At 62.6% G+C, this 26,925-nt stretch carries 20 protein-coding genes, 2 pseudogenes and 2 riboswitches; of the genes and pseudogenes, 10 read left to right on the top strand and 12 right to left on the bottom strand.

From position 1 onward, the window contains the following. Positions 1-35 precede the first annotated feature (35 nt). Positions 36-2,291, top strand: coding sequence for an Orn/Lys/Arg decarboxylase N-terminal domain-containing protein (locus V3W40_RS27445; RefSeq protein WP_330216039.1), 2,256 nt, complete (start codon positions 36-38; stop codon positions 2,289-2,291). A gap of 20 nt (positions 2,292-2,311) precedes the next feature. Beyond that, positions 2,312-2,881, top strand: coding sequence for a GNAT family N-acetyltransferase (locus V3W40_RS27440; RefSeq protein ID WP_027606492.1), 570 nt, complete (start codon positions 2,312-2,314; stop codon positions 2,879-2,881). On the opposite strand, the gene V3W40_RS27435 is transcribed toward V3W40_RS27440, so the two are convergent. After that, a complete protein-coding gene (locus V3W40_RS27435) occupies positions 2,878-3,771 on the bottom strand; it encodes a LysR substrate-binding domain-containing protein (RefSeq protein WP_330216038.1) in 894 nt (297 codons plus the stop codon). The genes V3W40_RS27440 and V3W40_RS27435 overlap by 4 nt on opposite strands. Before the next feature lie 181 nt (positions 3,772-3,952). Between V3W40_RS27435 and V3W40_RS27430 the strand changes: the two genes are divergently transcribed. Then, positions 3,953-4,297, top strand: a complete 345-nt coding sequence (locus V3W40_RS27430) for a hypothetical protein (protein WP_115486250.1) — start codon at positions 3,953-3,955, stop codon at positions 4,295-4,297. 63 nt (positions 4,298-4,360) lie between these two features. On the opposite strand, the gene V3W40_RS27425 is transcribed toward V3W40_RS27430, so the two are convergent. Next, the gene (locus tag V3W40_RS27425; RefSeq protein ID WP_065927911.1) at positions 4,361-4,597 is read right to left on the bottom strand and encodes a hypothetical protein; all 237 of its coding nucleotides are present in this window, start codon (positions 4,595-4,597) and stop codon (positions 4,361-4,363) included. Positions 4,598-4,823: 226 nt separating this feature from the next. On the opposite strand from V3W40_RS27425, the gene V3W40_RS27420 reads away from it, so the two are divergent. Further along, positions 4,824-5,381 (top strand): NADPH-dependent FMN reductase, encoded by a 558-nt coding sequence (locus tag V3W40_RS27420; RefSeq protein ID WP_027606488.1) that lies wholly within the window; start codon positions 4,824-4,826, stop codon positions 5,379-5,381. 106 nt (positions 5,382-5,487) lie between these two features. On the opposite strand, the gene poxB is transcribed toward V3W40_RS27420, so the two are convergent. Continuing rightward, entirely contained in the window at positions 5,488-7,212 is a 1,725-nt protein-coding gene (gene poxB, locus V3W40_RS27415; protein ID WP_315871760.1) for a ubiquinone-dependent pyruvate dehydrogenase, read from the bottom strand. 77 nt (positions 7,213-7,289) lie between these two features. Then, positions 7,290-7,568, bottom strand: a pseudogene (locus tag V3W40_RS27410) (2,4-dienoyl-CoA reductase); the annotation flags it as partial. Here V3W40_RS27410 and V3W40_RS27405 point away from each other — a divergent pair. Then, positions 7,561-7,692 (top strand): annotated as a pseudogene (locus tag V3W40_RS27405) (MerR family transcriptional regulator); the annotation flags it as partial. The pseudogenes V3W40_RS27410 and V3W40_RS27405 overlap by 8 nt on opposite strands. Positions 7,693-8,218: 526 nt before the next feature. Here V3W40_RS27405 and V3W40_RS27400 read toward each other — a convergent pair. Together V3W40_RS27400 and V3W40_RS27395 are read right to left on the bottom strand one after the other, a co-directional pair. After that, a complete protein-coding gene (locus V3W40_RS27400) occupies positions 8,219-8,713 on the bottom strand; it encodes a DUF934 domain-containing protein (protein ID WP_003235539.1) in 495 nt (164 codons plus the stop codon). After that, on the bottom strand, positions 8,697-10,355 hold the full coding sequence (locus V3W40_RS27395; protein WP_092488659.1) for a nitrite/sulfite reductase: 1,659 nt from the start codon (positions 10,353-10,355) through the stop codon (positions 8,697-8,699). The genes V3W40_RS27400 and V3W40_RS27395 overlap by 17 nt, the downstream gene beginning before the upstream one ends. Positions 10,356-10,777: 422 nt before the next feature. On the opposite strand from V3W40_RS27395, the gene V3W40_RS27390 reads away from it, so the two are divergent. Next, the gene (locus V3W40_RS27390) at positions 10,778-11,845 is read left to right on the top strand and encodes an ABC transporter substrate-binding protein (RefSeq protein WP_323146802.1); all 1,068 of its coding nucleotides are present in this window, start codon (positions 10,778-10,780) and stop codon (positions 11,843-11,845) included. On the opposite strand, the gene V3W40_RS27385 is transcribed toward V3W40_RS27390, so the two are convergent. Both V3W40_RS27385 and metH read right to left on the bottom strand, forming a co-directional pair. After that, positions 11,842-12,060 carry a DUF2970 domain-containing protein gene (locus V3W40_RS27385; RefSeq protein WP_027606482.1) on the bottom strand — a complete coding sequence of 73 codons (219 nt, stop codon included), beginning with the start codon at positions 12,058-12,060 and terminating at the stop codon, positions 11,842-11,844. The two genes, V3W40_RS27390 and V3W40_RS27385, sit on opposite strands and share 4 nt — an antisense overlap. A 52-nt stretch (positions 12,061-12,112) precedes the next feature. Beyond that, complete coding sequence (metH, locus tag V3W40_RS27380) at positions 12,113-15,823, bottom strand: methionine synthase (RefSeq protein ID WP_330216037.1); 3,711 nt, start codon at positions 15,821-15,823, stop codon at positions 12,113-12,115. Between the two features lie 165 nt (positions 15,824-15,988). Between metH and V3W40_RS27375 the strand changes: the two genes are divergently transcribed. Next, complete coding sequence (locus V3W40_RS27375; RefSeq protein ID WP_330216036.1) at positions 15,989-18,280, top strand: fatty acid cis/trans isomerase; 2,292 nt, start codon at positions 15,989-15,991, stop codon at positions 18,278-18,280. Positions 18,281-18,373: 93 nt separating this feature from the next. Next, complete coding sequence (gene nfuA, locus V3W40_RS27370) at positions 18,374-18,958, top strand: Fe-S biogenesis protein NfuA (RefSeq protein ID WP_017136914.1); 585 nt, start codon at positions 18,374-18,376, stop codon at positions 18,956-18,958. 185 nt (positions 18,959-19,143) lie between these two features. On the opposite strand, the gene cobM is transcribed toward nfuA, so the two are convergent. The 4 genes from cobM to V3W40_RS27350 form a co-directional block, all read right to left on the bottom strand. Further along, positions 19,144-19,890, bottom strand: a complete 747-nt coding sequence (gene cobM / locus V3W40_RS27365; protein WP_330216035.1) for a precorrin-4 C(11)-methyltransferase — start codon at positions 19,888-19,890, stop codon at positions 19,144-19,146. 70 nt (positions 19,891-19,960) lie between these two features. Then, on the bottom strand, positions 19,961-20,353 hold the full coding sequence (locus tag V3W40_RS27360) for a cobalamin biosynthesis protein (RefSeq protein WP_074846404.1): 393 nt from the start codon (positions 20,351-20,353) through the stop codon (positions 19,961-19,963). Then, positions 20,350-21,054: a CbtA family protein gene (locus V3W40_RS27355; protein ID WP_065927904.1), complete on the bottom strand. Its 705-nt coding sequence runs from the start codon at positions 21,052-21,054 to the stop codon at positions 20,350-20,352. Before V3W40_RS27355 ends, V3W40_RS27360 begins: the two co-directional genes overlap by 4 nt. A gap of 11 nt (positions 21,055-21,065) precedes the next feature. Further along, positions 21,066-21,254, bottom strand: a complete 189-nt coding sequence (locus V3W40_RS27350) for a CbtB domain-containing protein (RefSeq protein WP_027606475.1) — start codon at positions 21,252-21,254, stop codon at positions 21,066-21,068. Between the two features lie 97 nt (positions 21,255-21,351). Next, positions 21,352-21,556: riboswitch (cobalamin riboswitch) on the bottom strand. Between the two features lie 42 nt (positions 21,557-21,598). Further along, positions 21,599-21,798, top strand: a riboswitch (cobalamin riboswitch). A 93-nt stretch (positions 21,799-21,891) separates the two neighbouring features. Here V3W40_RS27350 and cobW point away from each other — a divergent pair. Further along, complete coding sequence (gene cobW / locus V3W40_RS27345) at positions 21,892-22,953, top strand: cobalamin biosynthesis protein CobW (RefSeq protein WP_065947746.1); 1,062 nt, start codon at positions 21,892-21,894, stop codon at positions 22,951-22,953. 3 nt (positions 22,954-22,956) lie between these two features. Further along, positions 22,957-26,718, top strand: a complete 3,762-nt coding sequence (gene cobN, locus V3W40_RS27340; RefSeq protein ID WP_330216034.1) for a cobaltochelatase subunit CobN — start codon at positions 22,957-22,959, stop codon at positions 26,716-26,718. Positions 26,719-26,925: the final 207 nt, after the last annotated feature.

Raw genomic sequence — 26,925 nt, 5'->3', positions numbered from 1 at the left:
CCTTGAGTGCATAGCCCTCAGGACTACACGCCCTCATGTACAAAGACCTGAAGTTCCCCGTGCTTATCGTGCACCGCGACATCAAGGCCGACACCGTTGCCGGCGACCGGGTTCGGGGCATCGCCCGGGAGTTGGAACAAGAGGGCTTCAGTATCTTTTCCGCCGTGGACTACGCCGAAGGCCGGCTGGTGGCGTCGACCCATCACGGCCTGGCGTGCATGCTGATCGCCGCCGAAGGCGCCGGTGAGAATACCCACCTGCTGCAAAACATGGTCGAGCTGATCCGCCTGGCCCGCCTGCGGGCGCCGAACCTGCCGATTTTTGCCCTGGGCGAGCAGGTCACCCTGGAAAACGCCCCGGCCGATGCCATGAGCGAACTCAACCAGCTGCGCGGCATTCTCTACCTGTTCGAAGACACCGTACCGTTTCTCGCCCGCCAGGTGGCCCGTGCTGCCCGCACATATTTGGATGGCCTGCTGCCGCCATTCTTCAAGGCGCTGGTGCAACACACCGCCGACTCCAACTATTCCTGGCACACCCCCGGCCATGGCGGTGGCGTGGCCTATCGCAAAAGTCCGGTGGGGCAGGCGTTTCATCAGTTCTTCGGGGAAAACACCCTGCGCTCGGACTTGTCGGTCTCGGTGCCCGAACTGGGCTCGCTGCTGGATCACACCGGGCCCCTGGCCGAAGCCGAAGCCCGCGCCGCGCGCAACTTCGGCGCCGACCATACCTTTTTCGTGATCAACGGCACGTCCACCGCCAACAAGATCGTCTGGCACTCCATGGTCGGGCGCGATGACCTGGTGCTGGTGGACCGCAACTGCCACAAGTCGGTGTTGCATTCGATCATCATGACCGGTGCCATCCCGCTGTACCTGTGCCCGGAGCGCAACGAATTGGGCATCATCGGTCCGATTCCCCTGAGCGAGTTCAGCCCGGAATCGATCCGCGCCAAGATCGACGCCAGCCCCTTGACCCGCGGCCGGCCCCCCAAGGTGAAGCTGGCCGTGGTCACCAACTCCACCTACGACGGCCTGTGCTACAACGCCGAGCTGATCAAGCAGCAATTGGGCAACAGTGTCGAGGTGCTGCACTTCGATGAAGCCTGGTACGCCTATGCGGCGTTCCACGAGTTCTTTGCCGGGCGCTACGGCATGGGCACCGCGCGTACCCCGGACAGCCCGCTGGTGTTCACCACCCACTCCACCCACAAGCTGCTGGCGGCGTTCAGCCAGGCCTCGATGATCCATGTGCAGGACGGCGGCGCGCGTCAACTGGACCGCGACCGTTTCAATGAAGCCTTCATGATGCACATCTCCACGTCGCCGCAGTACAGCATCATTGCTTCGCTGGACGTCGCCTCGGCGATGATGGAAGGCCCGGCCGGGCGCTCGCTGCTGCAGGAAATGTTCGACGAGGCCCTGAGTTTTCGCCGCGCCCTGGCCAACCTGCGCCAGCATATCGCCGCCGAAGATTGGTGGTTCTCCATCTGGCAGCCGCCGTCGGTGGCGGGCATCGACCGCGTCGCCACGGCGGATTGGCTGTTGCAGCCGCAGGATGACTGGCACGGCTTTGGTGACGTGGCCGAAGACTACGTGCTGCTGGACCCGATCAAAGTGACCCTGGTGATGCCCGGCCTCACGGCCGGCGGTGCCTTGAGCGAGCATGGGATTCCCGCCGCGGTGGTCAGCAAATTCCTCTGGGAGCGTGGGCTGGTGGTGGAAAAGACCGGGCTGTATTCGTTCCTCGTGTTGTTTTCCATGGGCATCACCAAGGGCAAATGGAGTACCTTGCTCACCGAGTTGCTGGAGTTCAAGCGCAGTTACGACGCGAATGTCAGCCTCGCCAGTTGTTTGCCATCGGTGTTTGCCCAGGGCCCGGCGCGCTATCAGGGCCTGGGTTTGCGCGACCTGTGCGATCAATTGCACGGCTGTTACCGCAGCAACGCCACCGCCAGGCACCTCAAGCGCATGTACACGGTGTTGCCGGACATCGCGATGAAACCCGCCGACGCCTATGACCAATTGGTAAGGGGCGAAGTGGAGGCCGTGTCCATTGATGCCTTGCCAGGACGCATTGCAGCCGTGATGCTGGTGCCTTATCCGCCGGGCATTCCGTTGATCATGCCGGGCGAGCGCTTTACCGAGTCGACCCGGTCGATCATCGACTACCTGGCGTTTGCCCGGACGTTCGATAGCAGTTTCCCCGGTTTTGTTGCCGATGTTCACGGGTTACAACACGAAGATGACGGCAGTGGTCGTTGTTACACCGTCGATTGCATCAAGGGTTAAGGATGTTTATGCAAGCTGTAATGAACCCGAAGTATCCAGGGCTCAGTGTGCGGGTCGCCGACGAGGGCTTCGACGCCTACGTGTGGGGCAATGATTTCAGCTTTGAGGTCAGTGCCTATGGCGTGCCGGAGATGGGCAGGCGGGTCGATCAATGGCCCGTGGAGCGCATCGTGCCGTACCGCAAGTGCTATGGCATCGACCCGGAAGAATTCGCCAGTTTTCGCGATGCGCCGGACAGTGCGATCTTCATGGCCTACCTGGATGATCGTGCGGTCGGGCATATCGTGGTCAGCACCAATTGGAACGGCTTTGCCCACGTTGACGAGCTGGCGGTGGCCTTGCCTGCCCGTCGGCACGGGGTGGCCAAGGCGCTGCTGGATGTGGCGCAGTTCTGGAGCCGCAAGAAAAACCTGCCGGGCATGATGCTGGAAACCCAGAACAACAACTTGGGTGCCTGCCGTCTGTATGAGCGTTGCGGCTACGTGATGGGCGGGATCGATCACCTGCGCTATCGCGGCATCGACCCGCAAACCCGTGAAGTGGCGATTTTCTGGTATCGATTGTTCAAGACCGACGCCGAGCGGCGTTAACTTTCCAGCAGGCCCTGGGCCTTTTGCGTGACGATCTCCAGCAACGCATTCAGCGCAGGCGAGGTCACGCCATCCTTGAGTGTCAGCGCATATAGGCTGACCAGGATCGGCGGCGATACCGGGCATGTATCCAAACCCGCCTCACGCGCGCCAAACGCGGTGAATGGGTCGACTATCGCCAGGCCTTCGCCGGCTTCCACCATGCTGCGCATCATCTGGTAGGTCTGCACCCGCGTCTGCACCACCGGCAGCGGGCGCAGGGCTTGCAGCTTGGCGTCCAGCAGGCGGCTGAGCGGGTCGTGTCCTTCGAGCCCGATCATCGCTTGCCCGGCCAGGTCCGGCAGCGCAATGTACTTCTGCTTGGGCTTGAGCCAGCCGTGGGGCGCCAGCAATTGCAATTTGCCTTGGGCCAGCACCGTGCTGTGGATTTGCGGGTGTTCCGGGTCATGCAGGCTCAGGCCCACCTCGGCCTCGTGCAGCAGCAGGCTGCGCACGATTTCCCGGGTTGGCTGGCTCGACAGGTTGCACGGCGTGTCCTGGAAGCGTCGGCGCAGCAGCGCGATGCTCTGGGGCAGCAGTTGATTGGCCAGGGGCGGCGTGCACAGGGCGCGCAGGGTGGGGGCGTGATGGTGTTTCAAGCGGCTGGCCAGGCGTTGCACCGGTTCCAGGGCTTCGTACACATGGGCAATTTCTGCCTGCAGCTCCAGGGTTTCCCGTGTCGCCTGCAAACGCCCGCGCACACTGGCAAACAGCATGAAGCCCAATTGCCGCTCGGCCTCCTTGAGTGCCGCGTCTACATCGCCCACGGGAAGTTGCAACCATTCGGCGGCGGTGCCGAGGTGTCCGGTCTGCAGGATGGCCTGAATCACTTCGAGATGACGTAAACGCATGGCCGGAGTCTATGTGCAGCGCCGTGGGGATTCAATGGTGCATGCCGTCGTGCGCAAAAAAGACGGTGTGGGTCGTGTACATCGCTGGCGTTCAGCCAGGACCTCACTAGAATGGCGAGTCTGATCATCAACGACCAATGCCGATTACCGGCACATACAACAAAAACAGGTCTGGTCTCATATGCCTCTGCCCTCGACAGTTCTAGGGGTAACGGTCAAGCAACTGCTGGTCCTGGTGACCGTAGGGTGCGTGGCTGCTTATCTCTTCAGCAATCACGAAGAATCTGCCCCGGAAAACCTCACGCTTGAGGCATTTATCCGTGCCCAGGAGCAAGTCGCCGCGCAGGTCGGCACGGTGCTGGGCATGACACAGGTCAAGCAGGTGGTGGCGTATCCGGGGTACAACTCGCCGGGCTACAGGCGGGTGATGTACGCGGTGGAAGGCGAGCGGGGCCGGTTGATGGTGACGCTCAAGCAAGTGGACGGTGAGTCGGGGCTTGAAGTGACGGAAATTCGCAGCCCGTGACCGCCCGGCCCAGTCGATGCCGTCAATGGCCGGGACTGAGCAGGTACGCCTGGGCGATCAAGCTTATGAGGCGAGGACGGTCTGCGATTCGCGGACGATAATGGTCCCCGACTGAATCAGCTTGAACTCATCGCCTTCGAGTTTTTCTACCCGGTCGCCAATGGCCAGCTTGTAGGTGGTGGTGGGTGCCGAGCCAGCCAGGTCGCCTTGCGCCGGGTTGGATTCCTGGAACTCATGCACCGAATACACGCGTCCTTCTGCGTCTCTGGCATGAAACTGTCCGACTAGTACTGCTGCCATCTGTTTAGAACCTCTGGAGATAAACACTCAATTCGCGGTGCTGTAGACCGTCATAAAGAGGGGGAGTTTACCTATTGAAAAAAAATACTATTCGCTGACATTTTCAGACGGTTCCTACGCATCAAATCGCGGGCCAAACGTCTGGAGGATTATCAAAACCTTCTGGTGAACGCACTGCGAAGCCTTTATAACTACAAGCTCCCTTAGTCAGACGTCGAGAAACCCAATGAGCAAGGTCTACACGATTGCCGTCCTGGTTGGCAGCCTGAGAAAAGACTCGATCAACCGCAAGGTCGCCCTGGCACTGGCCGAAATGGCCCCCGCCAACCTGAAGTTGAACATTGTGGAAATTGGCGATTTGCCGCTCTACAACGAGGACATCGACGGGGCATCGCCGCCCGCAGCCTACAGTACTTTCCGTCAGCAGGTACGTTCATCCGACGCGGTGTTGTTTGTGACACCGGAGTACAACCGCTCCGTACCCGCGCCGTTGAAGAATGCGATTGACGTCGGCTCCCGTCCTTATGGCCAAAGCGCCTGGAGCGGCAAGCCGGGGGCGATCATCAGCGTATCCCCGGGCGCCGTTGGCGGTTTTGGCGCCAACCACCATCTGCGCCAGTCCCTGGTGTTCCTCGATGTGCCATGCATGCAGCAGCCGGAAGCCTACCTGGGCGGAGCGGGCAGCGTGTTCGATGACGCCGGCAAGGTGTCGGAAAAGACCAGGCCGTTCCTGCAGGCATTTATTGATGCCTACGGCAAATGGGTAGAAAAACAGACAGCTTGAATCTGCGCCAGTGTCCACTGTGGGAGGGGCAAGCCCTGACGCCAGTCAGTTAAGGATGAACACTGTAACTGTGGTGAGCGGGCTTGCCCCCTCCCTCAGTGTTGGATCAGCGCAACCAGTTAGTCCGCGCCAACTCGATCACTTCATCTCCACGCCCACTCATCACCGCCTTGAGCATGTACAGGCTGAAGCCCTTGGCCTGTTCCAGCTTGATGCTCGGCGGCATCACCAGTTCCTGGGTGGCCGTCACCACATCCACCAGCACCGGGCCATCATGGGCCAGGGCGCGGCGCAGGGCCGGTTCCAGGTCTTCGGATTGCTCCACGCGAATGCCGAGGATGCCCATGGCGTTGGACATGGCGGCGAAGTCCGGGTTTTTCAGCTCGGTGCCGGCATCCAGGTAGCCCGCGGCCTTCATTTCCATGGCGACAAAGCCCAGGGACGAGTTATCGAACACGATGACTTTGACGGGCAGGTTCAACTGCGCCAGTGAAATGAAATCCCCCATCAGCATGGCAAACCCGCCGTCGCCGGACATCGAGATCACCTGGCGCCCAGGAAAGGCTGCCTGCGCACCGATCGCCTGGGGCATGGCATTGGCCATGGAGCCGTGGTTGAACGAGCCGATCAGGCGGCGCTTGCCATTCATTTTCAGGTAGCGCGCGGCCCACACGGTCGGCGAGCCCACGTCGGCGGTGAAGATTGCATCGTCGTCCGCCAGTTCGCTGAGCAAACGCGCCACGTACTGCGGGTGGATCGGCCGGTTGGCCTTTGACGGTTGCGCCAGGTCGTCCAGGCCTTGGCGGGCTTTTTCGTAGTGCTTCAGCGAGGTCTCGAGGAAGCTGCGGTCGGTCTTGCGGGTCAGGCGCGGCAGCAGCGCGTCGAGGGTCTCGCTCACATCGGCAGCGATGCCCAGGTCCAGCGTGGCGCGACGGCCCAGGGCCTGCGGGTTGCGGTCGACCTGGATGATTTTGGCATCGGCGGGGTAGAACTGGCGGTACGGAAAGTCAGTGCCGAGCATGATCAGCGTGTCGCAGTCGAGCATGGCGTGGTAGCCGGAGCTGAAGCCGATCAGGCCGGTCATGCCCACATCGAATGGGTTGTCCCATTCCACATGCTCCTTGCCGCGCAGGGCGTGCACCACCGGTGCCCCCAGCGTGTCGGCCAGGGCAACCACTTGATCGTGGGCACCGGCGCAGCCACTGCCGCACAGCAGGGTGACTTTCTCGCTGCTTTCAAGGATCTCGGTCAGGCGCTGCAGGTCCTGTTCCGCCGGCAGGGTGCGCGGTGCGTGCAGGGCCGGCCAGGGCTTGAGCTTGTCTTCGACTTCCAGCAACGATACGTCCCCCGGAATCACCACCACCGCCACGCCGCGGTTGAGGACCGCCGAACGCATGGCACGGTGCAGCACGTGCGGCATCTGTTCGGGGTTGGTGACCAGCTCGATAAAGTGGCTGCACTCCTTGAACAGTTCCTGGGGATGGGTCTCCTGGAAGTAGTTCAGGCCGATCTCGGAGGAGGGGATTTGTGCGGCAATCGCCAGCACCGGCACATGGTTGCGATGGCAATCGAACAGGCCATTGATCAAGTGCAGGTTGCCCGGCCCGCAGCTGCCGGCGCACACCGTCAGTTCACCCGTGGCCGCCGCTTCGGCACCGGCGGCGAAGGCGGCGACTTCTTCGTGGCGCACGTGCATCCACTCGATGCTGTCCATGGTGCGCAGGGCGTCGGTGAGGCCGTTGAGGCTGTCGCCGGTCAGGCCCCAGATGCGCTTGATCCCCGCCTGTTCAAGGGTGGTCGCCAATTGCTGGGCCAGGTTGATTTTCGCCATGAAGAACTCCAATCGTCAGTGAGGTTAAAAGCTGCTGATCAATAGGGGACAGTTCGATCACGGCGAATGCTCCGCCTTTAATGTGAAGATTGCGTCATGGCGACGCGGTATTGCCGGGTGCGCCGGGGGATAAACCATTGGTCGCGCACCAGCGCCAGCCACGGTGCTACCTTGGCATCGGGCAAGCGGCCGCGGCTCAGGCGGCGCATCTGGTCACGCACCACGGCCAGGGTCGCGAGAGCGGCCAAGGGTTTGCGCTGCCAACTGATCGGTTTGAGTTGCGGGTTGAGGTCGCGCCCCTCGTGCCAGTGTTTGATCAGTTGCGGTTCCAGGGTGAGGGCGGTGGCAATGCAGGCGCAGTTGGCTCATAGCAAGGCGCAGTTGCTGGGCGTGATCGAGGCGGTCCGGGCGCAGCCGGAAGGCGTGCCGTGCTCCATGGGGCAGAAGCAGGTGCTGGCATCGATTAAGATCGGTGCCTGAAAAAGCTTCGATGAGCATAGGTATCTACACAGCGTAGCAGCCAACGCTAACCACGATGCGAAGCGAGCCGCCCTTGATCTTGCTTTAGATCTTGATCTTGATCTCAGGCGCCCCGTTAAACCACGCTGGCCGGAATTCGATAGTGATTTGGGGGGTAAACCGGCAGGGATGCCGGTTTAGCCGCCCCGCGCCATGGATGGCGCGTGGCGGCGGCCCCCCAAATCACTGTCGGATTACGGGCACACCGAGCCTGGGCGAGGTGCCGAGTGGTGGGGCGAAGCGTTTTTGGTTACTTTTGGCGCGCTTCCAAAAGTGACCCGCTGTAAGAGCGGAACCCTAAGTAGCCGTTGCCGCAGCAACGGATATGTACTCATTCCAACCCAAGCACATGGTCGGCCCAGAGGCCGCCATCGGGGGCAAGTCGAATCGTCGCACCGCCCCTCCCACATTTAGCGCGGGGCATCAGTTAGAGAGTCGTCAGCACCCGAGCCGTCACGGGAGCAACCCCCCACCCCACATTTGATACTCAGCGACGACGGAACAGCGGCAGCGGTTCATCCGTTGCTGCCTGGTACGTCACCGAGAAGTCCTTGAGGCTTTCCAGCGCCTCGTACGGGTCTTTGTCGGCGCGCAAGGCGAAGGCATCGAACCCGCAACGGCGCAGGTAGAACAGCTGGTCGCGCAGCACGTCGCCAATGGCCCGCAGCTCGCCTTTGTAACCGTAGCGGTCACGCAGCAAGCGTGCGTTGGAATAGTTGCGACCGTCGGTGAAGGCCGGGAAGTTCAGGGCGATGACCTGGAAGTGTTCCACGTCAGCGCCGATCTCTTCGGCTTCTTCATCGGCGTCCAGCCACACACCCAGGCCGCCGTCGCGAGCCTTGAGGGCGTGGCCATGTTCGCGCCACAGCGCCAGCGGCACGATCAGGTCGTCGCAGTTGGAAATGCCGTCGAAGCTCGCGTCCTTGGGCAAAAGGTGCCAGGTTTCGTCGAGGACTTCGTTGTTCTTAATGATTCGCTGCATAGACGCGCTCCTTGAACAGGTCAATGCCAATGCGCTGGTAGGTGTCGATGAAACGCTCATCTTCGGTGCGCTGTTCGATGTACACGTCGATCAGCTTGCCGATCACCTCGGGCATGGCTTCCTGGGCGAAGGACGGGCCGAGGATCTTGCCCAGGCTCGCATCGCGGCTGGCGCTGCCACCCAGGGACACTTGGTAGAATTCTTCGCCTTTCTTGTCCACGCCCAGGATGCCGATATGGCCGACGTGGTGGTGACCACAGGCGTTCATGCAACCGGAGATGTTCAGGTCCAGCTCGCCGATGTCGAACAGGTAGTCCAGGTCGTCGAAACGGCGCTGGATCGATTCGGCGATCGGGATCGACTTGGCGTTGGCCAGGGAGCAGAAGTCGCCGCCCGGGCAGCAGATGATGTCGGTCAACAGGCCGATGTTCGGCGTGGCGAAACCGCCTTCGCGCAGTTCGCCCCACAGGGTGAACAGTTGGCTCTGCTCAACGTCCGCGAGGATGATGTTCTGCTCGTGGGAGGTGCGCAGCTGGCCGAAGCTGTAGCGCTCGGCCAGGTCGGCGACGGCGTCCAGCTGCTTGTCGGTGATGTCGCCCGGTGCCACACCGGTCGGTTTCAGCGACAGGGTTACCGCCACATAGCCCGGCTTTTTGTGCGCCAGGGTGTTGCGGGTGCGCCAGCGGGCGAAGCCCGGGTGCTGCTGGTCGAGCGCTGCGAGCTCGGCATCCTGGTTGCCCAGGGCCTTGTACTCAGGATCGACGAAGTGCTTGGCCACACGGTGCACTTCGGCTTCGGTCAGGGTGGTCTGGCCGCCGCGCAGGTGCTCCATCTCGGCTTCGACTTTCTGGGCGAACACCTCAGGGGTCAGCGCCTTGACGAGGATCTTGATCCGCGCCTTGTATTTGTTGTCACGACGGCCGTAGCGGTTGTAGACCCGCAGGATGGCGTCGAGGTAGCTCAGCAGGTCCTGCCACGGCAGGAACTCGTTGATGAACGCACCGACCACCGGGGTACGGCCCAGGCCGCCACCCACCAGGACACGGAAACCCAGCTCGCCGGCCGCGTTGTACACCGGCTCCAGGCCGATATCGTGTACTTCGATGGCGGCACGGTCCGAGGTCGAGCCATTGATGGCGATCTTGAACTTGCGCGGCAGGTAGGCGAATTCCGGGTGGAAGGTGGTCCATTGACGGACGATTTCACACCACGGGCGTGGGTCGATCAGCTCGTCGGCGGCAACCCCGGCGAATTGGTCGGTGGTCACGTTGCGCAGGCAGTTACCGCTGGTCTGAATGGCGTGCATCTGCACGGTGGCCAGTTCAGCCAGGATATCCGGCACATCTTCCAGGGCCGGCCAGTTGAACTGCACGTTCTGGCGGGTACTGATGTGGGCATAGCCTTTGTCGAAGTCGCGGGCAATCCTGGCCATCATGCGGGTCTGGCGCGAAGTCAGTTGGCCATAAGGCACGGCCACCCGCAGCATCGGCGCAAAGCGCTGGACATAAAGGCCATTTTGCAGGCGCAGAGGGCGGAACTCTTCTTCGCTCAGTTCACCTGCTAGGTAGCGTCGGGTCTGATCACGGAACTGCTTGACGCGGTCCTCGATGATGCGCTGATCGTATTCGTCGTATACGTACATATAGGTCCTGTTCTCGGCAAATCTGCGCGCACGGCCGCGCACTCCCAACGGAGCCGGCGCACGATACCAGTTTGCGTTTATGCGCAAAAGTGATGTTTGAGTATATGCACATAACCAAAATGACTAATGAGAAAGGTTATCGCGATACCCACATTTGTCATGCGGGCAATCGTGAACTTTACTGTGATCGTGTTTGAGTGCAATCACCTATAAAACCGACAAGAGGCGATGCAATGAGCAATCCGACCAAAGCCCGTAAACCTGACAGTACCGTTGATGCCTGGGCCATTCTGTTCCTGATCATTCTGGTGGTGGGAACGGCCGTTTTCTGGGTCAGCCACCAATAAAGGACGTTGATTGAGCCTCGATTGGTTCAGGCATTGCCACTATCATGGCGGCCTATTTTCGAGGCTCAAGCATCCATGTTGAAGGTGTTGATTACGTGTGTCTGGTTGCTGGGATCGACGTATGGGGTGATGGCTCATGCAACGTCGGTGGTGTTTCTCAACCCGGGCATGGCGACGGAAACCTTCTGGGTCAGCTACGCGCAATTCATGCAGGCCGCCGCCAAGGACCTCGGCCTGGACTTGCGCGTGCGTTATGGCGAGCGTGATGCCGGCAACACGCTGGCTCAGGCGCGTGAGGTGCTGCAAGGCAGCCAGCGGCCCGATTACCTGGTGCTGGTGAATGAGCAGTACGTTGCACCGCAGATCCTGCGCATGGCCGAGGGCAGTGGCGTCAAGCTGCTGCTGGTGAACAGCGCGCTGACATCCGATCAGGCGCAATTGCTGGGAACCCGCCGTGGCATCCGTTTGATCGGCAGCCTGGTGGCTGACGATGAACAGGCTGGCTACCTGATGCTCCGTGATCTGTTGCGCCAGCACGGTCCGGTTGCGCCGGGCGAGCCCCTCGACCTGTTGGCGTTTTCCGGGACCAAGTCCACCCCGGGGGCGCAATTGCGTGAGCGCGGCATGCGTCGGGCGCTGGCCGAGCATCCCGAGGTGCGCCTGCGTCAGTTGGTCTACGGCGAATGGAACCGCGAACGCGCCTTCGAACAAGCGACGCAACTGTTCAAGCGCTACCCGCAGACGGCGCTGGTGTGGTCGGCCAACGATCAGATGGCGCTGGGCGCCATGCAGGCGCTGCAGGGCAGTGGGCGGTTACCGGGCAGGGACGTGCTGTTCAGCGCGGTCAACAGCTCGCCGGAGATCCTGCAGGCACGCCTGGATGGACGCTTGTCGTCCCTGGTCGCCGGGCATTTCACCGTGGGCGGCTGGGCCATGGTGTTGGTCCATGACGATGCCAAGGGCCTGGACATTGGCGCCTATGGCGGACGCGACCGGCAGTTGGCGCTATTCCAATTGATCGATGCCGGCCAGGCGCGGCGCTTGTTGGGGCCGACACCGTCGGTGAATTTCCGCGCGTTGTCCGCCCAGGACAAGCCCGTGTCCTATCGTTACCCGTTCAGCCTGCACCTGCTGCTGCGCTAGACGCCGGCCAGGTGCAGCACCAGTTTGACGATGCCGAACAGCGTCAAGGCGAATACTGCTGTGAACAGAATGCCCAGGATCACGAAGTGGCTGGGCTTGCCGTGGGTGAAGTCGCGGGCGCGATTCTTGCCGCTCTGCACGCCAAACGCAGCGGCCATGACGCTGTGGAGCATCTGCCAGAAGGTCGGCGGCTTGTTGTTGACTGGATCGTCCATACATCCCTCGACACAAGGTGTGTGAGGGACAGCATAGACAATCCAGGCCGGCTTAGTTGTCGTAGCCCAGGTTCGGCGCCAGCCAGCGCTCGGTCACGGCCAGGTCCTGGCCCTTGCGCGCGGTGTAGCTGGTCACCTGATCCTTGTCGACCTTGCCCACGGCAAAGTACTGCGCCTGCGGGTGGGCGAAGTACCAGCCGCTGACCGCCGCCGCCGGGAACATCGCATAGTGCTCGGTGAGGAACACGCCGCTGCGCCCAGCCTGCATTTCGCGGGCCTCGGGGTCGAGCAGTTGGAACAACTGGGCTTTCTCGGTGTGGTCCGGGCACGCCGGGTAGCCGGGGGCAGGGCGGATGCCGCTGTACTGCTCCTTGATCAGCGCCTCGTTGTCCAGTTGCTCGTCCTTGGCGTAGCCCCAGTGTTCCTTGCGCACCTGCTGGTGCAGCCACTCGGCACAGGCCTCGGCCAGGCGGTCGGCCAGGGCCTTGACCATGATCGAGTTGTAGTCGTCACCCGCGTCCTGGTAGGCCTTGGCCACTTCTTCGGCGCCGATGCCGGCGGTGGTGATGAAGCCACCGATGTAGTCGGTCACGCCGCTGTCTTTTGGAGCGACGAAGTCGGCCAGGGAGAAGTTCGGCTTGCCGTCGGTCTTGATGATCTGCTGGCGCAGGTGGTGCAGCCTGGCAATCGGCTGGCCGTCTTCGCCGTAGACTTCCAGGTCATCGTCCTGCACCTGGTTGGTCGGCCAGAAACCGAACACCGCACGGGCGCTGATGAGTTTTTCGTCGATCAGTTTCCTGAGCATTTCCTGGGCGTCGGCGTACAGCGCGGTGGCGGCTTCACCCACCACTTCATCGGTCAGGATGCGCGGGAACTTGCCGGCCAGGTCCCAGGAGATAAAGAACGGAGTCCAGTCGATGTACTCGGCCAGGACGTTGAGGTCGATATTGTCCAACACCCTTGAGCCGGTGAAGGTTGGCTTGACCGGCGTGTAGGTGCTCCAGTCGAACTGCGGCTTCTTGGCGATGGCCGCCGGGTAGCTCAGGCGTTCGGTGCGCGCGCTGCGGTTGGAGGTGCGTTCACGCACGTCGATGTATTCCAGGCGGGTCTTCTCGACGAAGCCGGCCTTCAATTCCTTGGACAGCAGCTGCGTGGCCACGCCCACCGCACGGGAGGCGTCGGTGACGTAGATCACCGCGTCGTTGCTGTACTTGGGCTCGATCTTCACCGCCGTGTGCGCCTTGGAGGTGGTCGCACCGCCGATCATCAGCGGCAGGTGGAAATCCTGGCGCTGCATCTCGCGGGCCACATGCACCATCTCGTCCAGGGACGGCGTGATCAGGCCGGACAGCCCGATAATGTCGCACTTCTGTTCCTTGGCCACCTGCAGGATCTTCTCGGCCGGCACCATTACGCCGAGGTCGACGATGTCATAGCCGTTGCAGCCGAGTACCACGCCGACGATGTTCTTGCCGATGTCGTGCACGTCGCCCTTCACCGTGGCCATCAGGATCTTGCCCTTCGCTTCCGGCTTGTCGCCTTTTTCCAGCTCGATGAACGGGATCAAGTGGGCCACGGCCTGCTTCATCACGCGGGCGGATTTCACCACCTGGGGCAGGAACATCTTGCCGGCGCCGAACAGGTCGCCAACGATGTTCATGCCGGACATCAGCGGGCCTTCGATCACTTCGATCGGGCGCGCGAACGACAGCCGCGATTCTTCGGTGTCTTCGACGATATGGGTGGTGATGCCCTTGACCAGCGCGTGTTCCAGGCGCTTGTTGACCGGCCAGCCGCGCCACTCTTCGGTCTCGGCTTCTTTTACGCTGCCGTCGCCCTTGTACTTGTCGGCAATGGCGAGGAGGGCGTCGGTGCCTTCCGGGGTGCGGTTGAGGACTACATCTTCCACGGCATCGCGCAGCTCGGCCGGGATCTGGTCATAGATCTCCAACTGGCCGGCGTTGACGATACCCATGGTCAGGCCGTTGCGGATCGCATACAGCAGGAACACCGAGTGGATCGCCTCACGCACCGGGTTGTTGCCACGGAACGAGAACGACACGTTGGACACGCCACCGGAGGTCAGCGCATACGGCAGCTCGTCGCGAATATAGGCGCAGGCGTTGATGAAATCGACGGCGTAGTTGTTGTGCTCTTCGATGCCGGTGGCGACCGCGAAGATGTTCGGGTCGAAGATGATGTCTTCCGGCGGGAAGCCGACTTCATTGACCAGGATGTCGTAGGAGCGCTTGCAGATTTCCTTCTTGCGCGCTTCGGTGTCGGCCTGGCCGGCTTCGTCGAACGCCATCACCACCACGGCGGCGCCGTAGCGCTTGCACAGCTTGGCGTGGTGAATGAACTGCTCGACCCCTTCCTTCATGCTGATGGAGTTGACGATGCCCTTGCCCTGGATGCACTTGAGGCCGGCTTCGATCACTTCCCACTTGGAGGAGTCGATCATGATCGGTACGCGGGAGATGTCCGGCTCGCCGGCAATCAGATTGAGGAAGGTCACCATGGCCTTCTTCGAATCGAGCATGCCCTCGTCCATGTTGATGTCGATCACCTGGGCGCCGGCTTCCACCTGTTGCAGGGCGACTTCCAGGGCTTCGGTGTAGTTGTCCTCGCGGATCAGGCGGGCGAAACGCGCAGAACCGGTGATGTTGGTGCGCTCGCCGACGTTGACGAACAACGAGCTGCGATCAATGGTGAACGGCTCCAGGCCCGACAGGCGACAGGCCTTGGGGATGTCCGGGATGGTGCGCGGCGCGTAGCCGGCCACGGCCTTGGCGATGGCTTCGATATGGCCCGGGGTGGTGCCGCAGCAGCCGCCGACGATATTGAGGAAGCCGCTCTGGGCGAACTCTTCGATGACCTTGGCGGTTTCCGACGGCAATTCGTCGTACTCGCCGAATTCATTGGGCAGGCCGGCGTTGGGGTGCGCGGACACATGGGTATTGGCTTTGTTGGACAGCTCTTCCAGGTACGGGCGCAGCTCGCTGGCGCCGAGGGCGCAGTTCAGGCCCACGGAAATCGGCTTGGCGTGGGCGACCGAGTTCCAGAAGGCTTCAGTGGTCTGGCCCGAGAGGGTACGGCCGGAGGCGTCGGTGATGGTGCCGGAGATCATGATCGGCAATTCGATACCGAGCGCTTCGAACACACCCTGCACGGCGAAGATCGCGGCCTTGGCGTTGAGGGTGTCGAAGATGGTCTCGATCAGGATCAGGTCGGCACCGCCCTCGATCAGGCCTTGGGTGGCCTCGGTGTAGTTCTCCACCAGTTCATCGAAGGTGACGTTGCGGTAGCCGGGGTTGTTCACATCGGGCGACAGCGAGCAGGTGCGGCTGGTCGGGCCGAGGACGCCGGCGACGAAACGCGGCTTGGCCGGGTTCTCGGCGGTCTTGGCATCGGCGATCCTGCGCGCCAGGCGTGCGCCTTCGACGTTCAGTTCATAGGCCAGTTCTTCCATGCCGTAGTCGGCCATGGAGATACGGGTGGCGTTGAAGGTGTTGGTTTCGAGGATGTCGGCTCCGGCATCCAGGTAGGCCTTCTCGATCCCGCCGATCACGTCCGGGCGGGTGAGCACCAGCAGGTCGTTGTTGCCCTTGACGTCGCTCGGCCAGTCGGCGAAGCGTTTGCCGCGGTAGTCGTGTTCTTCCAGTTTATAGCTCTGGATCATCGTGCCCATGCCGCCGTCGAGGATCAGGATGCGTTCCTTGAGGGCGTGGTAAAGGGCTTGCAGACGAGCGCTACGATCGGACATGGGACTACTCTGGTCAGGCATTACGGAGGGCGTGGATCATAACAAACCTGTGCGGATTTGCGGCATGCCGGGGTTTTGCATGAATATCGCTCATGTTGAGCGGGTGCATGGCCCGGTAGAATCACCGCCACTTTAAACCGCACGCATTGAATCGGGACCGGATACATGTCACTTCGTCTTATCGTCAGCGCCGTCCTGGCATTGATAGCCAGTACCGCTCTGGCGGAAGGTCCCCCTCAGGCGATCTCCTATACGCGCGATATTCAACCGATCTTCACCGAGAAGTGCGTGGCTTGCCATGCGTGCTACGACTCGGCCTGCCAACTGAACCTGGGCAGTGCCGAGGGCGCGGCGCGCGGTGCGACCAAAGTGCCGGTGTACGACGGCGAGCGCAGCCAGGCCACACCCACCACGCGCTTGTTCTATGACGCCTTCGGCAAGCAGGCGTGGCAGCAGAAGGGTTTTTATTCGGTTCTCGACGCCCAGGGCAGCCAGGCTGCGTTGATGGCGCGCATGCTGGAGCTGGGGCATACCGCAGCCCTGAAGCCCAATGCCAGGTTGCCCGAAGAGATCGTATTGGGCCTGAGCCGCGAAAACATGTGCGCCACGCCGGGCGAGTTCAACGCCTATGCCGGTGCCCATCCCAAGGAGGGCATGCCGTTGGCGGTCACCGGCCTGAGCGACCAGCAGTACCAGACCCTGCAACGCTGGCTGGCCTCCGGTGCACCGATTGACGAGCAAGGTGTGGCCCCCAGTGCCCAGGAAGCCGCGCAGGTGCTGCAATGGGAAAGCCTGTTCAACGCCCCCGGCGCCCGGGAAAGCCTGGTAGCCCGTTGGCTGTTCGAGCATTTGTTTATTGCGCATCTGTATTTCGAAGGCGGTGAGCCGGGGCATTTCTTCCAGTGGGTGCGCTCGCGTACTCCCAGCGGCCAGCCGATTGACCTGATCAACACCCGACGTCCCAATGACGATCCCGGCACCCGCGTGTACTACCGCCTGTGGCCCGTGGAAGGGGTGATCGTCCACAAGACTCACATCACATACCCCCTCAGCGCAGAGAAAATGGCGCGGGTCAAAGCCTTGTTCTACAGCGGTGACTGGCAGGCCAGCGCCTTGCCGGGCTACGGCCCCGGCCGCCGTGCCAACCCTTTCGAGACATTCGAGGCGATTCCCGCCCAGGCGCGCTACCAGTTCATGCTGGATAACGCCGAGTACTTTGTGCGCACCTTTATTCGCGGGCCGGTGTGCCGCGGGCAAATTGCCACGGACGTGATCCGCGACAATTTCTGGGCGTTGTTCCAGGCGCCCGACCACGACCTGTACGTCACCGATGCGCGCTATCGCGGCCAGGTCACGCCGTTGCTGGCGATGCCAGGGCAGAATGACGATGTGGGCAGTGTGCTCAGCCTGTGGCTCGAATACCGCGATAAGCGCAACCAGTACGAAGCCCTGCGGCGAGACAGCTATGCCGAGTTGCCGGCACCCAGTTGGTCGACCCTGTGGGCCGGCAATGACAATGCCCTGTTAAGCATCTTCCGCCACTTCGACAGCGCCTCGGTCAATAAGGGCCTGATTGGTGAAGTCCCGCAGACACTGTGGTTGTTCGACTATCCGTTGCTCGAGCGCACCTATTACCAACTGGTGGTCAATTTCGATGTGTTCGGCAACGTATCGCACCAGGCCCAGACCCGGCTGTACTTCGACCTGATCCGCAACGGTGCCGAGCAGAACTTCCTGCGCCTGATGCCGGCCGATAGCCGCGATGCGTTTATGGATGATTGGTACCAGAACAGCGGCAAGATCAAGCTGTGGCTGGATTACGAAGCCATCGACGACGACACGCCTACTGCCTTGCACCTGGATAAAAAGGACCCCAAGCGCGACTTCGCCAACCAGTTGCTTGCCCGCTACGGTGACCTGAATGCCAGCCCGGATCCGATCAACCGTTGCGGGGGCGCGTTTTGTTCGCGCGACGGTATCGACCCGGCGCTGCAGGACGCCGAACAGGCGTTCAGCCGCCTGACTTCACGCCCGGCGGCGGGGCTCAAGGTGATTGACCAGTTACCCGAAGCGACGATGCTGCGCGTCGAAACCGCCAGCGGCAAGCGCGTGGTCTACAGCCTGCTGCGCAATCGCGCTCACAGTAACGTGGCATTTCTGCTGGGCGAGGCTTATCGCTATCAGCCGGGCCTGGACACACTGACCCTTTACCCTGGAGTGCTCAGCAGTTACCCGAACTTCATGTTCAACATCCCTGCCCAGGAAGTGCCCGAATTCGTCGCCGAAATGGAGCGGGCCAAGGACGCCAATCGCTTTGAGAAAATTGTCAACCGCTGGGGCGTGCGCCGCAGCCACCCGTTGTTCTGGCAGTATTTCCACGATTTGTCCCAGTACATCCGCGAGACGACGCCGGTGGAAGAGGGGGTGCTGGATATGAACCGTTATGAAAACCTCTGACAGAGGTCAGCGTCTTTTCCGACAAAATTACTCGGACTTTGTACCTGCGTAATATTTTGGCGTAAACTGCCGGCAAGCCTGTGAGGAGTTTCCATGACTGCCATAACCATTACCGACGCCGCCCACGATTACCTGGCTGACCTGCTGTCCAAGCAGAACACCCCGGGTATCGGCATCCGCGTCTTTATCACCCAGCCTGGCACCCAGTACGCCGAGACGTGCATCGCCTACTGCAAGCCCGGTGAAGAGAAACCTGAAGACACCGCCCTGGGGCTGAAAAGCTTCACCGCGTATATCGACAACTTCAGCGAAGCCTTCCTGGACGATGCCGTGGTCGACTACGCCACCGACCGCATGGGCGGCCAATTGACCATCAAGGCGCCCAACGCCAAGGTGCCGAACGTCAACGCCGACAGCCCGGTCAACGAGCGCATCAACTACTATCTGCAAACCGAGATCAACCCTGGGCTCGCGAGCCACGGTGGTCAGGTCAGCCTGATCGACGTCGTCGAAGACGGCATTGCCGTATTGAAGTTCGGCGGCGGCTGCCAGGGCTGCGGCCAGGCAGACGTGACCCTGCGCGAGGGCATCGAGCGGACCTTGCTCGAGCGTATTCCGGAGCTCAAGGGCGTCCGTGACGTGACAGACCACACGCAGAAAGAAAACGCCTACTACTGAGTAAGGTGTTCACTGCGAACAAAAAACGGCGCCCGTGAGCGTCGTTTTTTATTATTAAAATTCAAACAGTTATGCCATCTATCTAACAAGTAGGATTAAGTGTGGGAGGGGGCAAGCCCCCTCCAAAATTTTTTGTATTTAGTCATTTAAATCAATGGATTGCTTTGATTTTTTGAAGTAAATCATCAAGGTCGATAAAGGTGCGCATGCCCCGCCCGATACAGCGACGACTCACTGAAGCTATCACTCGCCAGTACCCGACCTACCACAATCAACGCCGTACGCCGAAAGCCCTTGGCGGCGACTTTGTCGGCAATATCGCTGAGTGTGCCGATGGCCCAATCCTGATCCGGCCATGTCGCCCGGTGTACCACGGCAATCGGGCAGTCTGCTCCGTAGTGCGGCAGCAGTTCGGCGACGATCTTCTCCAAATGGTTGACCCCCAGATGAATCGCCATGGTGGTGCCATGCCGGGCCAGGCTGTCGAAGTCTTCCCCGGCCGGCATGCGGGTTTTATCGGCGTAGCGCGTCAGGATCACGCTTTGGGCGATGTCCGGCAAGGTCAGTTCGGTCTCCAGCAACGCTGCGCAGGCGGCCACTGCGGTGACGCCGGGAATGATCTGGAAGGGGATGCCCAACTCGCGCAGGTAACGGATCTGCTCGCCAATCGCGCCATACAGGCTCGGGTCGCCGGAGTGCACGCGGGCCACATCCTGGTCGTTGGCGTGGGCGGTCTTGATCAGTTCGATGATCTGTTCCAGGTGCAGTTCGGCGCTGTTGACCACCTGTTGCGCCTGATGACCTTCCAGCACCGCCGCCGGCACCAGCGAGCCGGCATAGATGATCACCGAGCAACTGCGGATCAGGCGTTGGCCTTTGACGGTGATCAATTCCGGATCGCCGGGGCCGGCGCCGATGAAGTAGACGGTCATGGAGAATTCCTGTGGAAAAACGGGCGAGCATGAAGATTGCTCATGATCGGGAAGGGCGATTATCGGGATTTTAGCCGGCGCAGGCCAATGCAAAGGTGGCCTGGGCGTTTTTCTGACGGGTGATCAGCAAACGGGCAGGGCCGCCGCAGAGCTGTTCGGCCAGGGCCAGGGCGGCACTTTCGGCGATGCCGTAACAGCCGGTATGGGCGAAGGCGACCGTGGACCTGTGACTCAGCCTGGCTTCATAAGCCGCCAGTTGCCCGGCGCTGAAACACTGCAACGGCAGGTTGAGCAACCGGGCCAGGGCGAGTAATCCGGGCTCATCCTGCCTGCGGTCAATACTGGCCAGCGCGCTGACACGCTGACGCTCGATCCCGCCTGCGGCGAGGGCGCTGTCGAACAGCGCCAGCAGGGTGTCGACATCACAACCCCGCTGGCAACCCAGGCCGACCACCAGGGTCATGCCGAGTATTGATCGTCGCGGTTGCGGCGGAACAACCAGGCACTGATCAGGCCAAGGGCCAGCCAGAACGCCACGTTGGTCAACTGCGAAGCGATCTTGAACTGCGCTTCGAGGGCTTCCGGCGCCAGCATCGAATGGGTTTCCGGCTGCGGTGCACCGATCACATGCGGCACCACCAGGATCGCCACGCCCAGGACTTTCAGCAGCCAGTTGCGACCAAACACGATCAGCGCAATCCCGGCCGCCGTGGAGGCAGCGGTGCCGATCCACCAGATCTGCCGTTGCGCCAGGTCGGCGGCGGCAGTGCCCGGCAGCTCCGGTGGCAGGCCCAGGGTGGGCGCCAGCACAAAGGTCGCGTAACCGGCCAGGCCCCACAGCAAGCCTTGGGTCGTGCGGGTCGGTGCGCGCAGGGTGTAGAGGCCGGCCAGCATCAGGGCGAAGCCGACGGCCACCACCAGGTTGCCGCCGGTGGTCGACAGCACGCGCTGCCAGCCGTCTTCCGGCTCCCAGGCTTCGGCGTCGTGGGTGTGTGCGGCGGCGCCAGCGGCGTGCTCATGGGCCACTTCAGTCGCGGCCGGGGCCTTTTCAAAGGTTTCCGCCTGCAGAATCAGCGGAGCGACCCAGAAGCTTTGCAGCAGGGTCAGCAGCAGGGCGGCCAGCAGGCCGGTGAACCCTGCGGTTTGCGCAATACGCTTGATCATGTCGGCAGGCCTCAGTGGCACGGGAACGCGGCGCTGTGGCGGGTATCGTGGGCAGCGTTGTGCACCGCCTCGATGTGCGAGAAACCGGCGAAATACACCAGGCACGCGCCGAGGATCGACGCACCGATGGCGGCGGTCAGGCGTTGGCTGAGGGTGGCGGAGCTGCTGGCGGTGTGCGAGGTGCTGCTGATGATCGACATGGCGCGTCCCTTTCAGGTGTCAAGGTGACACGAGCGCATGCAAACTCCGCGAGCCAGGCACGCAGGGTTTTAACAGCGCCCGCCCACCGCGGGTTTGTTATTCGATGTTATTCGGGCCGGTCTCCGGGCTTGCGAGGGACACTGGGTCTATAAAGCGTCGCCTTCCCATGCCGTACAGGCACAGTGGATCTGACGCTTCACTCGCTTACCGTTGCGGGGGCAGCACCGGACTCGTCATGACGCCATGACTCACCGGTTTCCCGTTTCACCCTGTGAAGGGCACCCGAAACAAGATGTGTAGGAGAGCATGGGCCGGGGACGGTAGTCAAATGCGGCGAGCCCCTGTAGCCTTGCACCCTCGAGGTTCTTCGGCCCAGGCCGAAGCTAAGAAGGGAACGCGGTCCAAGCCGCGGCTGCCCCCGCAACTGTGAAGGGTTTATCTGACTGCCACGCCACTGCCACTGCGGCGGGAAGGCGCAGTCGGCGCCGGTCGCAAGACCCGCAAGCCCCAAGCCAGGAGACCTGCCTCGCCACCGATTTTCCAATTCAACCGGGCGGGGTGATCCGGTGACGAAATCCGCTTCTGCGCGCCGCCGCAGTGCCTATCGTCCTGTATGCCCGCCCCAAAGGGCATCCGATGAAAACACTGGCCAAACTCCCCGTCACCATCGTTACCGGCTTCCTTGGCTCGGGCAAGACCACCTTGCTGCGCCATATGCTCGACAACGCCCAGGGCCGTCGCATTGCGGTAATCGTCAACGAGTTCGGCGAGTTGGGCATCGACGGTGAGATCCTCAAGCAGTGCTCCATCGGCTGCACCGAAGAAGAGGCCAACGGCCGTGTGTACGAGCTGGCCAACGGCTGCCTGTGCTGCACCGTGCAGGAGGAGTTCTTCCCGGTGATGCGCGAACTGGTCGCCCGTCGTGGCGACCTCGACCATATCCTCATCGAAACCTCGGGCCTGGCCCTGCCAAAACCCTTGGTGCAGGCCTTCCAGTGGCCGGAAATCCGCAGCGCCTGCACGGTTGATGCGGTCATCACCGTGGTCGACAGCCCGGCCGTGGCCGCCGGCACGTTCGCCGCGTTCCCGGATCAGGTCGATGCCCAGCGCAAACTCGACCCGAACCTGGACCACGAATCGCCGCTGCACGAGCTGTTTGCCGACCAACTGGCCAGCGCCGACCTGGTGATCCTCAACAAATCCGACCTGATCAGCGCCGAAGACCTGGCCCGTGTGCGCCTGGAAGTCGCCGAAGAGCTGCCGCCGGCGGTGAAGATCATCGAAGCCAGCAGCGGTCGCCTGCCGTTGGACGTATTGATCGGCCTGGGCGCGGGTTCCGAAGAACATATCGACGCTCGCCATAGCCACCACGATCATCACCACGAAGGTGAAGACGAGCATGATCACGACGCCTTCGATTCCATCTCCATCGACCTGCCCCAAGCCGACGAAGCGCTGCTGCTCGACGCCCTGAACCAGTTGGTGGTTCAGCACGGTATCCTGCGGGTCAAAGGCTTCGCCGCCATCCCGAACAAGCCGATGCGCCTGCTGATCCAGGGTGTGGGCACGCGTTTCGACAAGCACTTCGACCGTGCCTGGGGCGCCGACGAAGCGCGCATCACGCGGCTGGTGCTGATCGGCCAGGCGCTGGACGCAGCGGGCCTCGAAGCGCAACTGCGCGCTGCCCTCAGCGTTTAACCCATGCACCTGCTCAGGACTCAGCCCGGTGGTTTCGTCGCGGACGACAATATTGCCGACCTTGGCCAAACCCCCGCTGAACTGGTGATCCTGTGCAGCGGCGATTCCAGCCTGGCGCTGCTGGCCGAAGCCGCCCAGCAGTTGCCCGAGGATTACCCCAGCCTGCGCCTGGCCAACCCGATGCAGGTGCAGAACCACGCCTCGGTCGACCTGTATGTGGATGAGGTGCTGCGCCACGCCAAGGTCATCCTGATTTCGCTGCACGGCGGCATCGGTTACTGGCGCTACGGCATCGAGCGTTTGGTGGAGCTGGCCGAGCGCGGCGTCACCCTGATCCTGGTGCCGGGTGATGATCGCCCGGACCCGGAGCTCAGCGGCCTGAGCACGGTGAATGCCGAACAGCGCGACCGCCTGTGGCACTTCCTGCGCCAGGGCGGGCTCTCTAACGCGCTGGATTTTTTCCGCTGCCTGGCCAGCGGCTACTTGGACCGCGATTACCCGTGGGCCGAGCCGCAGACCTTGCCGCGCACCGCGATCTATCACCCGCACAAAGCCAACCCTCGCCTCAATGACTGGCAGACCGATTGGCACGCGGATTGGCCCGTGGCGGCGGTGCTGTTCTACCGCTCGCACCTGCAGGCGGCCAATACCGGTTTTATCGATGTGTTCTGCCAGCGCTTGCAGGCGGCGGGCCTTAACCCGTTGCCGATGGCGGTGGCCAGTTTGAAAGAACCCGGCTGCCTGGCGGTGGTCGAGGACCTGCTGGATGAGGTCGGCGCGGCAGTGATCCTGAACACCACCGGTTTTGCCCAATCCAGCCCCGAAGCCCCGCATCTGCGTCCGTTTCGTCGCAATATCCCGGTGATCCAGGCGATCTGCGCCCAGGATAACCAGCCGGGCTGGCAGGCCAGCGAGCAAGGTCTTGGCCCGCGCGACTTGGCGATGCACATTGCCTTGCCGGAGCTGGACGGGCGCATTATCAGCCGTCCGATCAGCTTCAAGGATCTGGCCTGGCGCAGCGAGCGCAGCCAGTCGGACGTGGTGTGCTACCGCGCAGCGCCCGAACGCATGGACTTCGTCGCCGAGCTGGCGCGCCGTTGGGTCGAGCTGGCACGGGTACCGAATGAGGATAAACGCATCGCCCTGATCCTTGCCAACTACCCGACCCGCGACGGCCGTATCGGCAATGGTGTGGGCCTGGACACCCCGGCCGCCGCGCTGAATATCCTGCGTGCCCTGCAGGCCGAAGGCTATCCGGTGCCGGATCAACTGCCTGAGAGCGGCACTGCACTGATCCATGACCTGCTCGGCGGCGTCACCAACGACCTCGACAGCCTCGACCTGCGCCCCTGTCATCAAAGCCTCGGCCTGGACGACTACGAGGCGATGTTCAAGCGTTTGCCTGAATCCAACCGCCAGGCGGTGCTGGAGCGATGGGGCGCGCCGCACAACGATCCAATGTTCCGTGACGGCCGCCTGATGATCGCCGGCCTGCGCCTGGGCCAGACCTTCGTCGGTATCCAGCCGGCCCGGGGTTACCAGGTGGATGCCAGCGCGGTGTACCACGACCCGGACCTGGTGCCGCCCCATGGCTACCTGGCGTTCTACTTCTGGTTGCGCCACACCTACGGCGCCCATGGCGTGATCCATGTGGGCAAGCACGGCAACCTCGAATGGCTGCCGGGCAAGGGCGTGGGGCTCTCGGAAAACTGCTGGCCGGATGCGCTGCTGGGACCGCTGCCGAACATCTACCCGTTTATCGTCAACGACCCGGGCGAGGGCGCCCAGGCCAAGCGGCGCACCCAGGCGGTGATCATCGACCACCTGATGCCGCCGCTGACCCGCGCCGAAACCTACGGGCCGCTGCGGGACCTTGAGCTGTTGGCGGACGAATACTACGAAGCCCAACTGCTCGACCCACGCCGGGCCCGCGAGCTGCAAAAAGACATCCTCAAGCTGGTGCGCGAAACCCGCATCGACCAGGAGCTTGAGCTGGATGGCGACGCCGATGCCGCTATCTGGCTGCCGCGCCTCGACACCTACCTGTGCGACTTGAAGGAGTCGCAGATCCGCGACGGCCTGCACATCTTTGGCGAATCCCCCGTGGGCCGCTTGCGCATCGACACCTTGCTGGCCTTGCTGCGCATCCCGCGTGGAGACGGCCGTGGCCCGCAATCGAGCCTGCTGCGCGTGTTGGCCAAGGCGTTCGCGCTGGGTTTTGACCCGCTGGACTGTGCCCTGGCCGAGCCCTGGACCGGGCGACGCCCGGCAGTGTTGCAGAAGATCGATGGGCAGCAGTGGCGCACCGCCGGGGATACCCGCGAGCGCTTGGAGTTGTATGCGGCGCGAATGATCGAGCAGGCGTTGGAAGGGCCGCTGGAACAGCTGGAAGAGCCCGGCTGGGAAGAGGTGAAGGCGGTGATCGAAAGCCTGCGCATCGTCGTGGCGCCACGCCTGGATGCCTGCGGCCCGGCGGAAATGCACGGCTTGCTGGAGGCCCTCGGCGGGCGCTTTGTTCCGGCCGGCCCAAGCGGTGCGCCGAGCCGGGGGCGCCTGGATGTGCTGCCGACCGGGCGCAATTTCTTCACCGTCGATGTGCGTAACCTGCCGACGACCACCGCGTGGCGCATCGGCTTCCAGTCCGCCAACCTGATACTTGAGCGGCACCTGCAGGACCACGGCGATCACCTGCGCCAGCTCGGCCTGTCGGTGTGGGGCACGGCCACCATGCGCACCGGTGGCGACGACATCGCCCAGGCCATGGCGCTGATGGGCGTGCGGCCGGTGTGGGCCACCGGCAGTCAACGGGTGGATGACTTTGAAATCCTGCCGATCAGCCTGCTGGACCGCCCGCGCGTGGACGTCACCTTGCGCGTGTCCGGGTTTTTCCGCGATGCCTTCGCCAACCTGATCCGCCTGTTCGACGCGGCGGTACAGGCGGTGGCGGCCCTGGATGAGCCGGACGACATGAACCCGCTGGCCGCCAAGGTGCGCAGTGAGCGCGCGGCGTTGCTGGCCTCCGGCCTGGATGCAGAGGCCGCAGCGAAACAGGCCGGCTGGCGTATCTTCGGGGCTAAGCCCGGTGCCTACGGCGCGGGCGTGCAGGGCGCCATTGACGGGCGCCTGTGGCAAAGCCGCGAGGACCTGGCTGAGGTCTACCTGAATTGGGGCGGCTACGCCTATGGCGGCTCCGACGAAGGCACCGCTGCTCGCGCACAGTTTGCCCAGCGCCTGAGCCAGGTGCAGGCGGTGTTGCAGAACCAGGATAACCGCGAGCACGACCTGCTCGACTCCAACGACTACTACCAATTCCAGGGCGGCATGCTCGCCGCCGTGGAAACCCTGAGTGGCGACAAGGCCGCCAGCTATCACGGCGACCATAGCCAGCCGGACCTGCCGAGGATTCGCACCTTGAAGGAAGAGCTGAACCGGGTGATCCGTTCCCGCGCCGCCAACCCCAAGTGGATCGACGGCGTGAAGCGCCATGGCTATAAAGGTGCGTTTGAAATGGCCGCGACCGTGGACAATCTGTTCGCCTTCGACGCCACCACGGCGCTGATCGACGATCATCAATATGCATTGCTCGCCGACGCCTACCTGCTGGACCCTGACACCCGGGCCTTTGTGCAGCAGCACAACCCCGCAGCGCTGCGTGATATGACCGAGCGCATGCTCGAAGCCCAGCAGCGCGGTTTGTGGCAGGAACCGGGGGCGTATCGCGAGGCGTTGGAAAACCTGTTGCTGGATATAGAAGAAGACAGCTAGAACGCGAGATGCGGCTTGTTGTGGCTGGCGGGCTTGTTGTGGTGAGCGGGCTTGTCGAATCGTCGCACCGCCCGCGCTGGGCTGCGAAGCGGCCCCAAAAACATAGTCCCGGAGCTACCTGGCACACTGCAGCGCTCCTATTGGGGCTGCTTCGCAGCCCAGCGCGGGGCAAGCCCGCTCACCACAAGTAGCTTGCTCATGACCGGG

Origin of the sequence: Pseudomonas sp. AM8, assembly GCF_036346475.1 — a bacterium.
Lineage (GTDB): Bacteria > Pseudomonadota > Gammaproteobacteria > Pseudomonadales > Pseudomonadaceae > Aquipseudomonas > Aquipseudomonas marginalis.
This window is presented reverse-complemented; position numbering and strand designations above follow the sequence as displayed.